We start from the raw sequence: 14,513 nt of genomic DNA, 5'->3' as shown, positions 1-14,513 counted from the left end.
ACAACTCCCGCGCCCAAGGCGCGGGGCTACCGCGCCTGTTCCGCAGGCCAAGCCGCTCGAAAGCCAAGCCCAACGCGAAACGCCGCGGCGTTCGCCTGATCTCAGCGGGCTCGGGAATGTCAGGGGGGATGGCGGAGGAGGTGCGCTTCCAACCGGACCGTCTCCTGTGACCCCTGAGGAAGCTCCGGCAGGCTAACGTGTCCTACGGACTTCTAGGGAACATTTCGGAATTTGACGCCGGTCCACCGGGCAATTCGCTGCTGCGCCCAATGTCCGAGGGACGTAGCCCGCAACGCGAAGGTCTCCGCAACGCACTGACTTGAATAGGTTTTCTTTCTACGCATTCGTTGTCGTGCGACCACGGTGGTCGCTCGAAAGGAAACGAAAATGCGAGAAATGTGCCTCAGTCAAATCGAGCTGGCTGCCCGATGGAGAATTAGCCCAAGGACACTTGAGCGGTGGCGTTGGATCGGCGATGGGCCGCGCTTCATGAAGCTCGGCGGGCGGGTGATCTATCGCGTCGAAGATGTGCTGGCGTTCGAACAGCAAGAACTGCGAGATTTGGAGGAGATAAAGGCTGGGCGCTGAAAACGGCGCTGGCATCGTCAGCCAAGCCCTGCGCGGCGACTATTTCTGACCTGCGCAGGGAAGTTACGTGCGCCGAATAGCCTACAGTTCGTCACCACGCACCATTCCGCCCCTCCGGCCCAAGCCATAACCTCCATCCACATCTGCAGATAGAACCCCGTTCGAAAACAAGCACTTTACGCGCAATTTCGATTGCCCGCTTTCCTCCCGTCAGTTAGCGTCATCGAGAGCACAGAAAATGGGCCCGCATAGTTTGCGGGTCCACCGATCTGGCCCGGAGGTGATTTTTGGAGAGCGACCGGTCGGAACTTCGCTGGGGTGTCGAGCAGCGCCTCGAGTTCATAGAGTTCCGCCTGTTCTGGGAGGGGCATGTGAACCGCAGCGATCTTATGGATCAGTTTGGGGTATCGGTGAACCAGGCGTCCACCGACCTGAATCGGTACATCGGCTTCGCCCCCGACAACATGCTCTACGACAAGAGTGCGCGAACCTATGTACGAGGCTCCGAGTTCAAGCCGCAGTTCCTCGAGCCTGACGCGAGCCGCTACCTTGCACAGCTGCGATCAGTCGCTGACGGGCTCCTCGACCGCGAGGACGCCTGGATCGCCAACCTCCCGCCCTACGCGGCCGCCCCTACGCCAGTTCGTGGGGTCAATCCGGCGACGCTTCGTTCGGTCGTTGGCGCAATCCGTCGGTCCGAGGCTATCGAGGTAAAGTACCAGTCCCTGTCCAGCCCCGAGCCGCGCTGGCGCTGGATCGCCCCCCATGCCATCGCGTTTGACGGTTTCCGCTGGCACACTCGGGCGTTCTGCCAAACCGACGATTGCTTCAAGGACTTCCTGTTGTCTCGAATGCTTGAGGTCCGAGGCTCGGGCGAAAGCGACAAATCGGCCGGCGACGATCACGACTGGCTTGCCGAGGTTACACTGGAGGTTGGGCCACACCCCGATCTCTCGGAAACCCAAGCGAAGGTTATTGCCCTCGATTATGGCATGCGCGGCGGCAAGGCGAAGATCAAGGTGAGACGTGCGCTCCTCTACTATGCGCTTAAACGTCTCGGTCTAGATACCGCCCCCGAAGCGCGCGCGCCCCAGGACCAGCAGATCGTGCTGATCAATCGCGACGAGATTTTCAGCGGCATTCGAGCAGCTGGCGCTCCGGAGGGTTCGAAATGAAGCCTTCTTCGGACATCGCGTCCAGTTGCCAGACGCCAGCAAGTTCATTTGAGGAGAGCCAGATTGGGTAAACAAGCGGCATTCAAGACCAACCCGGTCAGCTTGGAGGAGCTTCTCCGTCAGTGTGGGAACGGCAAGATTCAGTTGCCGGATTTCCAGCGCAGTTGGGTTTGGGACGAGGAACGGATCAAGGGGCTGATCGCCTCGATCTCGCAGGCGTTTCCGGTCGGCGCCTTGATGACGCTCGAGGTGAAGCCTGGTGCGGCTGATACCTTCGCACGCCGACCAATCCAGGGGGCGGATGCCGCAGTTGGCGACGACGCACCGGATCAGCTCTTGCTGGATGGCCAACAGCGCATGACCTCGCTTTATCAGACCTGCTTGCGCCGCGAGGTGGTGCAAACGGTCACGCCTCGCCTCAAGCTCGTGAAGCGCTGGTTTTACATCGACATTCGAAAAGCAATGAATCCGGCCGAGGACAGGGAGAATGCGATTGTCTCTGTACCGGAGGATCGGCGGATCAAGTCGGACTTCGACCGGAAGATCGACCTCGATCTCTCCACGCCGGAACTCGAATACCAAAACCTCATGTTCCCGCTGAACCAGGTTTTTGACTGGGACGAATGGCAAGATGGCTTCAACGAATACTGGCTGGAAAACGACCCGGAGACACGCAAGCTCTTCAAGCCGTTCAAGGATGAGGTCCTTCAGAACTTCAAGGCCTACCAGCTGCCCGTAATCGCATTGAGCCCCGACACCTCCCACGAGGCCGTCTGTCTGGTCTTTGAGAAGGTGAATACCGGCGGCAAGCCGCTCGACGCATTCGAGCTTGTGACAGCGATGTATGCAGCCCGTGGCCATCGCCTGCGGGACGACTGGCTCGGCGCCGACGGCCAGCCGGGGCTGCAGACCCGGCTTCAGCTCTTTGGGCGGGCGGCCGAACAGAAGTTTGGCGTGCTGGAGAAGGTCGCGGCAACAGATGTGCTCCAGGCCATCGCCCTCCTGCATGGAGTCGAGACCCGTGCGGCCGAAATCGCAGCCGGGCGCAAGGAATCGGAGCTGTCCGCAGTCCGGGCCACGCGTCAGTCGCTCCTAGACCTGCCGCTGGAGGCCTACCTGAAACACCGTGCTGCGGTCGAAGAAGGTTTCAAGACTGCGGCGAAGTTCCTCCGGCAGAACCACATCTACCGGGTCATCGATCTGCCCTATCAGGGCCAGCTTGTCCCCTTTGCCGCGATCCTCGCTATCATCGGGCTGGAAACGGCGGTGCAAAATTAGGCCACGGTAGCGGCGGGATCGTCTCGCTGCGGGCGGAGTAAAATCCTGCCACTTTTCCCTTCTTGCGGCAGCAGGGAGGGTGGGGAGATTTATACCGTGGAACTTTACAAGAAGGTTCGCTTGGCGTGTGCCGAGGGCATGAGCGCGCGGGCGGCGGCGAAGCATTTCAACATTTCGCGCGGGACGGTTGAGAAGATGTTGGCCTTCTCGGTGCCGCCTGGCTACCGGCGGGACAAGCCGATCAGGCGGCCGAAGCTGGACGGGTTCACCGAGTTCATTGACGCCTGGCTTGAAGCCGACAAGGCGGTGCATCGCAAGCAGCGTCATACGGCCAAGCGGATATGGGAACGGCTTCAGGCCGAGCATGGCTTCACCGGCGGCTATACGATCGTCAAGGATTACGTGCGTGAGCGTGAGCGGCGGACACGGGAGATGTTCGTGCCACTGGCCCATCCGCCGGGCCATGCTCAGGCCGATTTTGGCGAAGCGGTCGTCGTCATCGCCGGTGTCGAGCAGAAGGCGCATTTCTTTGTCATCGACCTGCCGCACAGCGATGCCTATTTCGTCCGGGCCTATCCGGCGGCGACGGCGGAGGCCTGGATAGACGGGCATGTCCGCGCCTTTGCCTTCTTCGGCGGGGTGCCGCAGTCGGTGCTCTACGATAACGACCGCTGCCTGGTCTCGAAGATCCAGCCAGATGGCACGCGCATCCGCGCCACGCTGTTCAGCGGCTTGCAGTCGCATTACCTGTTTCGGGATCGCTATGGTCGGCCCGGGAAGGGGAACGACAAGGGCGCTGTCGAGGGGATGGTCGGCTACGCCCGCCGCAACCACATGGTGCCGATCCCCCACTTTGCCAGTTGGGACGCCTTCAACGCCGACCTTGAAGGGCAGTGCTGCGCACGCCTCACGCGCATTCTTCGGGGTCACAAGGAGACGATCGGCGAGAGGCTGCAGCGCGATCTGGCGGCGATGCGCCCATTGCCTACTGCCCCGTTCGACGCCTGCGACCAAGCGAGCGGCAGGGTCAGCTCGCAGTCGCTCGTGCGCTATGACACCAACGATTACTCGGTCCCGGTCGCCTATGGCCATCAGGATGTCTGGATCCGCGGCTATGTCGATGAGGTCGTGATCGGCTGTCGCGGGGAGGTGATCGCCCGACACCCGCGCTGTTACGATCGCGAGGACATGATCTTCGACCCGGTTCACTACCTCCCGCTGATCGAGCGCAAGATCAATGCCTTGGACCAGGCTGCGCCTCTGGCGGAATGGGACCTGCCCGAAGAGTTCCAGACTTTGCGCCGCCTGATGGAGGCGCGCATGCTCAAGATGGGGCGCCGCGAGTATGTGCAGGTGCTGCGGCTGCTTGAGACCTTTGGCATGGATGACCTGCATGCCGCCGTGAAGAAGGCCCTGAAGCTGGGCGCGGTCGGCTTTGACGCCGTGAAGCACCTCGTGCTTTGCCAGGTCGAGAAGCGCCCCCCAAGGCTTGATCTCGATGTCTACCCCTACCTGCCGCGGGCGAACGTCGAGACGACGCGTGCGGCCAGCTACATGGCCTTGATGTCGGAGGCGGCGGAATGAGCGAGGCTCCGAAGATCCTGCTTGCCCACCATCTGAAGACGCTGAAGCTGCCCACCTTCCTGCGGGAACACGAGAAGGTTGCGCGCCAATGCGCCGCCGAAGGGTTGGACCATGTCCAATTCCTGTCGCGCCTCGTTGAACTGGAACTCATTGACCGCGAGCGGCGGATGGTCGAGCGCCGCATCAAGGCTGCGAAGTTCCCGGCCACCAAAAGCCTCGACAGCTTCGACTTCAAGGCGATCCCGAAGCTGAACAAGATGCAGGTGCTGGAACTGGCGCGCTGCGAATGGATCGAACGGCGTGAGAACGTGATCGCCCTTGGCCCCAGCGGAACCGGCAAGACCCACATTGCCTTGGGCCTCGGGTTGGCGGCCTGCCAGAAGGGCATGTCTGTCAGCTTCACCACCGCCGCCGCGCTGGTCAACGAGCTGATGGAGGCGCGAGACGAACGTCGGCTGCTGCGCGTCCAGAAGCAGATGGCTGCCGTCAAGCTGCTGATCATCGACGAGCTCGGGTTCGTGCCCCTGTCAAAGACCGGCGCCGAGCTGCTTTTTGAGATGATCTCCCAGCGCTACGAGCGCGGTGCCACGCTGATCACCAGCAATCTGCCCTTCGATGAATGGACCGAGACCTTCGGCACCGAGCGGCTGACCGGCGCGCTCCTCGACCGGTTGACCCACCACGTCAACATCCTCGAGATGAACGGCGAAAGCTATCGCCTCGCGCAAAGTCGCGCGCGCAAGACCGGCGACAACACCTGATCCAAAGTATCAGACTTGGACCTGACGGTCCAAGGCGGCCAGTCACCCGCAAGCTATATGGAGAGCGCGGCTGACTGGCCGCCGCCCATCAGCCGCGTCTCGCGCAAACCCAAAGTGGCCCAATTTTGCGCCGCCCCGTGGCCCAATTTTACTCCGCCGTTGACACCAGCATTCGGGCAGTCTCAGATCATTCTGGCATTGCGGTTGGGTTGGCTTCGATCAATGTCTGTCTAGACGGACGATCGACAAGATCTAGCGAATGCTTTCCAGCGCACTCTCCCCATCTTGCCTTCGGAATAGCATGGATCTGTTGCAGATGTCGAAGGCAAAAGTGTTGCAACACATTGGAGTCACTGCGCATTCAGGCGCGCGGCGATCTTGGTCAGCGCCAGTTGCCAGCGACGCCACGCGGTCGTGCGGTCGCAGCCGAGTTCCCCGCTGATCTGCTTCCACGGCACCCGGGCCGCACGAGACCAGACCAGCTTGCGCTCCGCCTCCTCGATCCAGAGCACCCAGTCGAAGGTCTGCTCGAGCCGGGTGATCGCGGCGGCCGAGGGCCAGACCCGCATCGGCTGCGGCTCCATCGCCGCGATCTCGCGGCTGGTCCGCACGATGTCGGGCCAGGTGTTGAAGTAGCCCTGTGCCTTCACCGGCGGCAGCTTGCGCAGGGTGCGGAACGCCTCCTCGAAATGATCGGCGACGCAGTCGGCGGTCCATTCGCGATCAGCCATGACGCGCCTCCCTGTCGGAAGCGCGCGGGCCGTAGAGCTTCTCGCCGAGCTGGCGGACCAGTTCACGCTCGGGCCAGGTGAGGCGGTCGTCATCGGCGGAAACCGCGAGGACACCCTGTTCGAGCCAGCCCTCGCGCTTTACCTGTTCGGGATCCCGGCGTCGGCCGCCGTAGCCGTGGGGATGCCATCTCATTCGACACCCCCGTTCGTCTCGATCGCCCAGAGCAGCAGGGCGATGGCGTCGGCCTCGTTGTCGTCGGCCGGGCTGAAGCCGCGGGCGCGGACGGCGGCGACCATCGTGGCCTTGTCGGCGTTGCCCTTGCCTGCGGCGTGACGCTTGATCGTGCCGACCGGAACGCCCTCGTAGGGAACGCCGCGCAACTCGGCCCATGCGGTCAGGGTGGCCATGAGCCCGCCGTAGATATGGCTCGCGTCGGTGCCCGCGTGCCGACGGACCTCTTCGAACCAGATCGCGGCGACAGGACCGGACAGCCGGTCGATCTCGGTCAGCCAGTTGGTGAAGCGCAGGTAGCGCATGCCGCCGCCATCGAAGCGGCCCGGGCGCAGCGAGACGGTGCCGCTGGTGATCAGACCGTCATGGCCGCGGATCGCCCAGCCGGTCGAGGTGCCGAGGTCGAGCGCGAGGATGCAGCGGTTGCGGGGGGTGTCGAGCGGCAGCGATTCAAACCTTGCGCCGTCGCAATTCGGGATCAGAGTCGGCTGAGCCATGATGGGTCTCCTTTGCCGGTGGCCTGTGGTGGTGGAAGACGACGGCGGTCTGGTGCTTGGCGGTACGGGACCGCCGTCGTCGGATCGGGAAGCACAACAGACCGTCACGGCGGCGCGCGCGGCTGACCCGGACGTATGGGAGGAGTGGCCAACCCCGTGGGGTGGCCCTCCCATACGTAGTATGGGGGTTTGACACCTAACTGTTCCGAGGTGTTCAAGTAACGGAAATCATTGCGGAATAAGACTTCACGAAGTCTTCGGGCATGAGTCAGGGACCTGACTCTTATTTGCCCGTAACCCGTTGATTTCATTGAGTGCACAGTTCGCGCTGTCATATGAGTCAGGCCTCACTCATATGAGTTAGGTCGTCCTCGAGCCCCTCCGGGTAGACCCAGACGGCGGGGTTTTCGACCTGGAGGCAGAGCCCGGATTGGGGGCATTTGAAGTGGCTGGGCAGCACCGGCCGGGCGCTTGTGGTGACCTCGCCTGTGTCCGGATCGACATGCTCGACGGGCGCGCCGAACTGCATGCCCTCGACGCAGAGGTAGCCGAACCGCGACCGGGTGACGGGGAAGCCGAACCCCGAGGGGTCGCGCAGGAACTTCACGAAGCCCTTTGTCGCCAGCACGCTGAGGCGCTCGCGGATCGTGTGCTTGCTGCCCAGACCGCCCCGGTTCTCGAAGGTCTCGGCGAACTGCATGGCGGTGTAGAGGCGCTCGCCCGCCGCCTCATCCAGCAGCATGCCGAGGATGACATCGTGCTTGCGCAGCCGCTCGGCATCGAGCTTGGCGCCAACCTCCTTGCGCACCAGGCGCTCGTTCAACGGGTTCAGTTCGACCCATTCCCCCTTCACCTTGTCGATGAGCTTGCCCGGCAGCGCGGGGCCGTTCCGCAGCTCGATCTCCAGCCTGCGGACGGTGCTGTCCTCGTCGGGCCGGTGCATGAGCAGCCCCGAGGTGTAGAAGCCGCGCAGCGCGCTCGCGCCGGAGAGCGCGAGGAAGGGATCGTCCTTGACCTGATGCTTGCTGGCCTTGCGGGTGTGGTGGGCGAGGATGACGCCCGCGTCCGGATTGACCGCCTCGCGCAGGAGCTCGACACGGTCCTTCAGGAAGAACATCATGGCGGTGTTGTCGTTCTCGCCGCCCCCCTCGGGGCCGCCATCGAAGAGGTTGCGGATCGGGTCGATGACGATGATGTCGGGCGGCGCGTCGGCGAATGCGGCCCGGATCGCCTCGGCCACGCGGGCGACGCCCTCCGCGTCGAGCAGCAGCTTCAGTTTCGGGGTGGCGATGAAGGTGTCGCGCGCGGCGGCGATCACGGCGGCGGGCAGCGCGATCTGCTGCATGCGCTCGCGCAGGTAGTGATACTGGATCTCCGCCTGCAGGTAGAACACGCGCAGCGGCCTGGGCGGCGTGAAGCCGAGGAACGGCACGCCCGCCGCCATGTGCACGAGCCAGGAGATCAGGAAGTCGCTCTTGCCGACCTTGGGCGCGCCGCCCAGCACCAGGAGCCCGCCAGGTGTCAGCACGCGGGGACCGATGATGTCCTCGGGCATCAGGCTCGTGTCGTCGAGCAGCGCGCCGAGGCTGAAGGTCGGCAGCGGGCTGGCCGGGGCATCGACGTGCACCGCGCGCAGGAGCGGCGGACCGTTGCGCTTCACATGCAGCGCCCAGAGGCGTTCGGACTCGGCCATCAAGCGATCGAGCGGCCAGGACGGGCGCAGCATTGCGGCGTTGTAGCCGCAGATCGCCTCCCAGCCCGCGAACGGGTCGAGGCGGCCCTCGTGCACCAGGCGCACGTAATGGCCGATGGCGGCGCTGGCCCCCTGGAACCGGGACCAGTCGTCGACCGCGCCTTCGCGCACCGGCGTGGTGAGCACCGCGTCGATTCCGGGCTTGGCCTGCGGGGCCGAGACGTCGCTGGCGAAGCCCACGCCCGGCAGCGGCGGCATCTCGGCGACCTTTTCAGCGAAATCCGCAAGATCCACCTCGACGTCTCGATGTTCGCGGATCTGCACGAGGCGCTGGTGGCCGTGCTTGTGATAGACGGTGCCAGGCACCCGGATCGGCTGGTGGGCCGAGCGGAAATGCGTGTCGCCGCCGACCTTCACGGCGATCTCGCCGCGCAGACGGCAGAGGGTGACCAGGTCGTCACCCTCGGCGGGTTCGGTCAGTTTCCACCAGACATGGAGCTTCGCGGCTCCCTCGGGCGTGCGCCCGCCGCTTTCGATGATGAGCGTGGGCGGGCCGAGGTGGCGGGTGACATGGTCCAGCTTCGCCGGGATGTCGCCCGCGTCGAGATCGACGACGATGGCCTGCATCTGCAGCACATCGGCGGCGCGGGCCTGCCCCTGCTCCTCGACCGTGCCGGGAATGACATAGACGGCGGCGCCCTCGCGGTTCGCCCATCCGGCGAAGGTCGCGAGTTTCTCGGGCGCGGTGTCGTCGGCCGGGATCCAGATATTGTGCGGCTTGCCGTCCCGGCCCTGACCCTTGTCGACGAAGCCGCGGAGCGGGATCAGCCCCTCGCACCAGCTGAACACGGTGTCGAGGAAGACGGCGATCTGTTCGGGGTCGCAGCCGAAGGGGTTCTCGGACGGCGGCCCGTCGTTGAAGTCCATCCACGGGTTGAAGTGCAGGACGCCGTCGTCGCTCATGCCGGCAGCCCCCAGCAGCGCTCGGACCACGGGCAGAAGCGGCATTCGAAGAAGTCGGGCGTGGTGGCGACTCGCGGCAGCAACTCGCCCGCATCGGTCGCCTGAAGGATCCGCACGCCGCGGTCGGACATGCGCTGCGCGAGGTCGGCGTCGAAGGCGACCTGCTCGTGGTGCAGCTCGGCGGTGTCCTTGTTGATCGCGGTGAAGAGCGCAGGCGCGGCCGAGATGCCGGGGACCGTCGCTTCCATGTAGGCCTGGTAGAGCGCGATCTGGGCGGCGTAGACCGGCTTCGACTTCGTGACGCCGTCCTTCACGCAGGCGCGCCAGTTCTTCGCGTTCATGGTCTTGCATTCCCACAGTGCGGGAACGGCCAGACCGAAACCCTCGGGCCCAGCGGCGATGATGCCGTCGACATGGCCGCGGATGCGCCCGCCCGCGACCGAGAAGCCGGACTGGCCGCCGTCGGGCCGGTTGCCCTTGCGGGTGTAGAGGTCGAAGCCCGCGCCGCGCAGCCAGGCGACGGCGAGATCCTCGAGCGCGTGGCCGATGGCGAAGATGCGCAGCGACTGGCCGCTGAAGTCCTGGCCCTCGTCCTTCGGCGTCGCCGTGAACTCGAACTGCAGGGCGCGCTCGCAGGCATGGCCGAGACGCGAGCCGCCGAGGTAGTCGCGGGGCGGCCGCGTCGCCTGATCGGCGGTCAGCGCGCGATCGATGGCGGCGTTGACCCGGTCGGCGAAACTGGGCCGATGATTGTAGTCCAGCATCAGAACGGCACCTCCGGCGTCTGCGCCCGGGCGATGTCGGACATGGACTCGCGGAAGCCCTCGACGGCCTCCTCGATCAGTGCGCGCACCTGCGCCTCGGTCAGATCGGAAAGCGGGGTGGCCCAGCCGATCTCGTCCATCAGCAGCGCCACGCGCTTCATGGTGGTGGTGACGGCGGCGCGCTCCTCCTCGGTCAGGTCAACCATGGCGAAACGCTCCCGCGCCAAGCGCGTCCAGAAGGACTGGCAGGGCATCGAGCAGAACCAGACCGATGGCCGGGGCTGCTTCGACCGGTGCGGATCGAACCAGCCAAAACCATGGGTGGGTTGCCGGCAGACAGCACAGAGCGTTCCACGCGGATGCCAGATCCGCCGCCGGTCCTCGGCCGTGATGGGGGTGGATGTGGACATGGGTCATGCCGCCCTCCGTTCGGGAGAGGCCGCCGTGTCGATCAGCTGGCGGATGGCGCGCTTGTTGAAGCCGAAGGTCATCAGCGCGGAGGCGCGGTAGCGCGTCAGGCCGAAGTCATGGCGGCACTCCGGCGGCAGGTACTGAAGCTGCTTTTCGGTCGGCGGCTGGCGCAGCCAGGAGCGAGTCTTGAAGGCGCTCTCGTCGGTCTCGTGGGTGTTCAGCCAGTCGTCGGCCTGCGCGAGGCAGACGGTGCGCTCGCCCACGCCCAGCAGATGGGGGCGTTCGCCCTTCGCCCCGCCGATGGCGTACCAGACCCCGTCCAGCCAGAAGATGCCGCCCCAGGCCGCGAAGCCCGTGGCCATCAGCGCATCGTCCGTGCCGTAAAGGTCGACCCAGGCGAAGCTGGACCGCTTTAGCAGGTCGATCTCGGTCATCATGAAGCCCGAGAGCGGCGCGGCACCACCGCCTTCACCGGCCTCTTCGTCCTCCCGCGGGAACGCCTCGCCGCAGAGCGGGCATTCGGTGGCGGCCAGCGGGATTTCCGCCTCGCAGGCAGGACAGGTCTTGGTCGGCGCCTCGCCGGTTTCGGACTTGCCGTCGAGATCGACATCCTGTTCCAGAGTGCCGTGGATCAGGCTCGAAGTGCCAAAATCCAGCACGACACAATCGGTCTTGACGATGCCGGGGTGTTCCTCGGGGTCGACGGTGCGCAAGCCGCGCCCGACCATCTGGATCATCGTGGACTTGTAGGAGCTGGGCCGCAGCAGCACGACGCATGAGGTGGGCGGGTGGTCCCAGCCCTCGGTCAGCACCGCAACGTTGACCACGACGCGGATGGCGCCCGCCGCGTAGTCGGCGAGGATCGCCTTGCGGGTCTCGGCTGAAAGATCGCCGTGGATCAGCGCGGCGGAAACGCCCGCCGCCCTGAACGCCTCGGTGACGTGTTCGGCATGGGCGACGGTGGAGCAGAACACCACGGTCTGCCGGTCGCCCGCCTTTTCCTTCCAGTGGCGGATCACCTCGTCGGTGACGGGGGCGCGGTCCATGATGCCCGCCACCTCCGCCATGTCGAAATCCGACATGGTCTTGCGGACGGACCGCAACTCGTCCTGCACGCCCACGTCGATGACGAAGGTGCGCGGCGGCACGAGATGGCCCGAGGCGATCAACTCGCCCAGCCGCACCTGGTCGGCCACGTTGTCGAAGACCTCGCGCAGGCCCTTCCTGTCGCCCCGGTTCGGCGTCGCCGTGACCCCGAAGATGCGGGCGTCGGGATTGGCTTCGCGCACGCGGTCGATGATGCGGCGGTAGCTGTCGGCGACGGCATGGTGCGCCTCGTCAATGACCAGCAGGTCGAGGCGCGGCATGTCGGCCAGATTCGATGCCCGCGCCAGCGTTGGCACCATCGCGAAGGCGACCTGGCCGCCCCAGGACTTCTCGGTGGCGTCGATGACCGATGTGGCGACGCCCGGCACCACGCGCTGGAACTTGGCGCGGTTCTGCGCCGTCAGCTCGTCGCGATGCGCCAGCACGCAGGCCTTCGCGCCGTCGCCGATCATCTCGCCGGTGACCGCCGAGAGCATGATGGTCTTGCCCGCACCGGTGGGCGCCACGCCCAGCGTGTTGCCGCGGGAGGCGAGCGCAGCCACGCTGCGCTCGACGAAGGTCTTCTGGCGGGGGCGCAGGCGCATGGCCGGTCTCCCCCTTACTGCGCCCAGCTCGGCCGACCGGCGGCGCCGGGGGCGGACGCGGGCTGGCTGGGCTGGGCGGCCGTGGGGGGCTGCTGCGGGGCGTGGCCCTGCGCCGGGGCGGCGGCGAACTGCGGCGCGATCGTGCCCATCAGCGCGGCGTAGTCGCGATGGTCGGGCGTGACGGCAGCGCGGATCTCGTTCTTGTCCTCGCCGTTGGTGTCGGTGCCGATGTCGATGCGGGCGATGAACTCGACGCCGTCGAGATCACCGAACCCGTTGATGCGGCGGCGAGCCTGCGCCTCGGGGGAGTTGTCCTTGTCCGACACGCCGCGCGCCGAGTTGAGGATGCCGCGGATCAGGCCGCGCCCCATGTTGGCCCAGTCCGGGCCCTTCGGGCTGTAGAGGCCGATCAGCGACCAGACCTTGCGGCGGGCATAGGGCCCCTCGAGCACCGTGTATTCGGCGTCGAGATAGACGGCGCCGGTGGCGGCGCGGCGCGCCCAGCCACCGGTCCAGCCCTGCGAGGGGTCGTCGAAGCCGCCGGGGCGGAGCGTCAGACGCACCTTGGCGAGCGTGCCCTTCGGGATGACGTTCGTGTTGGATTGGGCGGAGTTGAAGTCGTTCCAGGGTCCGGACATTGCGCGGCTCCTTTCAGTTGGAGGATGGGACGCGCAGTGGCGTCAGAGGGGAAAAGCCACCCCGGCAACCGTATCGGGACACCGGGCGTGGCGAGATGCGCTCAGCCATGGCCGGGCTCCTCAGCGGGCGCGGGATCGCCCGGGGTCACCGGCGGCCATGTCAGGCGTTCGGAGGCAGGCGCCGCGGGGCGCTGGATCTTCTCCATCAGCCGGCCGAGATGCGGGGCCTCGACCATGTCGAGGCGGCCCGAGCGGTCCTTGGCCGGATAGCCCCAAGGGTTCAGCGTCTGGCAGACGAAGGCGCGCTGCGGTTGGCCGCCCGGGTCCGGGATGTCGGCCATGGTGATGACCTGGTCGACGATCCCCGGCAGTTCGAGCCCGGTCTTCGAGCCGTCGATCTGCGGCTGGAAGACCTTGCGGTTGAAGTCGTCGAGCCGCTCGTCGAGAATGCCCACGAACCAGACATGCTTGCCGCGCGTGTGCTGCAGGTGGGTCAGCCACCCGATCATCTCGCGGCCGTGCAGTCCGTAGGCGCCGCGGATGTCGGGCTTGCCGGTCTTCTCGGAGAACGCCTCGGGCTGGCCGCGGCACCACTGGAAGCAGAGCCGCCCGGCCACGGTGATCGAGTCGATGAAGACCGTCTCGTATTTCCCGATCACCGCCGGATCGCCATAGCGCCCGCAGACCTCGTCGAAATGCGCCTGGCTGTAGGGCTGGTCCTCGCGCAGCGCCGGGTTCGGCCCGCCGATGAACACCGCGAAATCGCGGCATTCCTTCCAGGTGCGGGGCCGGAGCGTGTCGATCTCCAGCCCTTCGACCGCCAGATCCCCGGCTTCGAGGTCGAGGAAGAGCGTGGTCGAGGCGTTCAGTGTCCAGAGCAGGCTGGTCTTGCCGATGCCGGACCGGCCGAAGATGACGCCCTTGATGCCCTTGCGTTGCGCGAGCCGTTCGTCGGCGCCGATGATGGGAAGGGCCATCACTGGCCCTCCCTATTCATCACCGCCGTGGCGGCGCGATCTGCGCCGATGCACCCCGCCTCGCGGGCGAGCTTGTAGAGGCGCTTCAGCGCGTCGGCGCGGCGGTAGGCGGCCGTGCTCTCGCGCTCCGCCTCCACGATGGCGAAGGCGATCTCGTCCACGGTCGCCTCGACGACCGACAGCGGCTCGCGCGGCTCGTCGCCGTGGCGCTGCGGGAGGGCGATGGTTTCGGGGAGGTCTTCGAGCGCGTAGCTCGCCTTGCGAAGACAGGTGATGGCGTCCGGCTGGTCCGGCATGGCTTTTCTCCGTGAGATGAGGTGATCGAGGAGTCGCATCACGCGGCCTCCCGGACGTCGGTCGCGGGCTCGGCGACGTAGATCGCCAAGAGCGGCGTCCCGTCGGCATGAGCGCCGGCGTCCTCGATCTGATAGTTGCGGTTGGGCTCGCAGACCTCGGTCAGCTCCCAGCGGCGATAGAGCCCCGGAAGACGCCTGAAATCCTCGAGCGACAGATCGGCAGTGCGGTTCATG

Annotated in this window: 16 protein-coding genes; 5 read left to right on the top strand and 11 right to left on the bottom strand. The window is 65.9% G+C overall.

Features of this window, described 5'->3' with window-relative positions; translation table 11 throughout:
• Positions 1-387 precede the first annotated feature (387 nt).
• The 5 genes from LPB142_RS08650 to istB all read left to right on the top strand — a co-directional run bounded on the left by LPB142_RS08650 (position 388) and on the right by istB (position 5,386).
• Positions 388-588, top strand: a complete 201-nt coding sequence (locus tag LPB142_RS08650; RefSeq protein WP_071167189.1) for a helix-turn-helix transcriptional regulator — start codon at positions 388-390, stop codon at positions 586-588.
• A 287-nt stretch (positions 589-875) separates the two neighbouring features.
• Positions 876-1,763: a WYL domain-containing protein gene (locus LPB142_RS08645; RefSeq protein WP_071166131.1), complete on the top strand. Its 888-nt coding sequence runs from the start codon at positions 876-878 to the stop codon at positions 1,761-1,763.
• 63 nt (positions 1,764-1,826) lie between these two features.
• Positions 1,827-3,041 (top strand): GmrSD restriction endonuclease domain-containing protein, encoded by a 1,215-nt coding sequence (locus tag LPB142_RS08640; RefSeq protein ID WP_232230877.1) that lies wholly within the window; start codon positions 1,827-1,829, stop codon positions 3,039-3,041.
• 96 nt (positions 3,042-3,137) lie between these two features.
• Positions 3,138-4,625, top strand: a complete 1,488-nt coding sequence (istA, locus tag LPB142_RS08635; protein ID WP_071165182.1) for an IS21 family transposase — start codon at positions 3,138-3,140, stop codon at positions 4,623-4,625.
• Entirely contained in the window at positions 4,622-5,386 is a 765-nt protein-coding gene (gene istB / locus LPB142_RS08630) for an IS21-like element helper ATPase IstB (RefSeq protein WP_071165181.1), read from the top strand. The genes istA and istB overlap by 4 nt, the downstream gene beginning before the upstream one ends.
• A 350-nt stretch (positions 5,387-5,736) precedes the next feature.
• Here the strand turns inward: istB and LPB142_RS08625 are convergent, their stop codons facing one another.
• The 11 genes from LPB142_RS08625 to LPB142_RS08575 all read right to left on the bottom strand — a co-directional run bounded on the left by LPB142_RS08625 (position 5,737) and on the right by LPB142_RS08575 (position 14,512).
• Complete coding sequence (locus LPB142_RS08625; protein WP_018303644.1) at positions 5,737-6,117, bottom strand: DUF6362 family protein; 381 nt, start codon at positions 6,115-6,117, stop codon at positions 5,737-5,739.
• A complete protein-coding gene (locus LPB142_RS08620; RefSeq protein ID WP_071166130.1) occupies positions 6,110-6,310 on the bottom strand; it encodes a hypothetical protein in 201 nt (66 codons plus the stop codon). The genes LPB142_RS08625 and LPB142_RS08620 overlap by 8 nt, the downstream gene beginning before the upstream one ends.
• Positions 6,307-6,846 (bottom strand): crossover junction endodeoxyribonuclease RuvC, encoded by a 540-nt coding sequence (locus tag LPB142_RS08615; RefSeq protein WP_083392635.1) that lies wholly within the window; start codon positions 6,844-6,846, stop codon positions 6,307-6,309. Before LPB142_RS08615 ends, LPB142_RS08620 begins: the two co-directional genes overlap by 4 nt.
• Before the next feature lie 340 nt (positions 6,847-7,186).
• Positions 7,187-9,502, bottom strand: coding sequence for an AAA family ATPase (locus tag LPB142_RS08610; RefSeq protein ID WP_232230876.1), 2,316 nt, complete (start codon positions 9,500-9,502; stop codon positions 7,187-7,189).
• Entirely contained in the window at positions 9,499-10,266 is a 768-nt protein-coding gene (locus tag LPB142_RS08605; RefSeq protein ID WP_071166128.1) for a PD-(D/E)XK nuclease family protein, read from the bottom strand. The genes LPB142_RS08610 and LPB142_RS08605 overlap by 4 nt, the downstream gene beginning before the upstream one ends.
• Positions 10,266-10,676: a DUF6511 domain-containing protein gene (locus LPB142_RS19550; RefSeq protein ID WP_230383231.1), complete on the bottom strand. Its 411-nt coding sequence runs from the start codon at positions 10,674-10,676 to the stop codon at positions 10,266-10,268. Before LPB142_RS19550 ends, LPB142_RS08605 begins: the two co-directional genes overlap by 1 nt.
• Before the next feature lie 3 nt (positions 10,677-10,679).
• The gene (locus LPB142_RS08595; protein ID WP_071166126.1) at positions 10,680-12,368 is read right to left on the bottom strand and encodes a DEAD/DEAH box helicase; all 1,689 of its coding nucleotides are present in this window, start codon (positions 12,366-12,368) and stop codon (positions 10,680-10,682) included.
• A gap of 14 nt (positions 12,369-12,382) precedes the next feature.
• Entirely contained in the window at positions 12,383-13,006 is a 624-nt protein-coding gene (locus LPB142_RS08590; RefSeq protein WP_071166125.1) for a hypothetical protein, read from the bottom strand.
• Positions 13,007-13,107: 101 nt separating this feature from the next.
• Positions 13,108-13,983 (bottom strand): ATP-binding protein, encoded by an 876-nt coding sequence (locus tag LPB142_RS08585; RefSeq protein WP_071166124.1) that lies wholly within the window; start codon positions 13,981-13,983, stop codon positions 13,108-13,110.
• A complete protein-coding gene (locus LPB142_RS08580; protein ID WP_198037816.1) occupies positions 13,983-14,318 on the bottom strand; it encodes a hypothetical protein in 336 nt (111 codons plus the stop codon). Before LPB142_RS08580 ends, LPB142_RS08585 begins: the two co-directional genes overlap by 1 nt.
• Positions 14,318-14,512 (bottom strand): hypothetical protein, encoded by a 195-nt coding sequence (locus LPB142_RS08575; protein ID WP_071166122.1) that lies wholly within the window; start codon positions 14,510-14,512, stop codon positions 14,318-14,320. Before LPB142_RS08575 ends, LPB142_RS08580 begins: the two co-directional genes overlap by 1 nt.
• Position 14,513 lies beyond the last annotated feature (1 nt).

This window comes from Rhodobacter xanthinilyticus, from assembly GCF_001856665.1.
In the GTDB taxonomy this organism is placed as follows: Bacteria; Pseudomonadota; Alphaproteobacteria; order Rhodobacterales; family Rhodobacteraceae; genus Rhodobacter; species Rhodobacter xanthinilyticus.
Note: the sequence above shows the minus strand (reverse complement) of the source record. Positions and strands in the feature narration are given on the sequence as shown.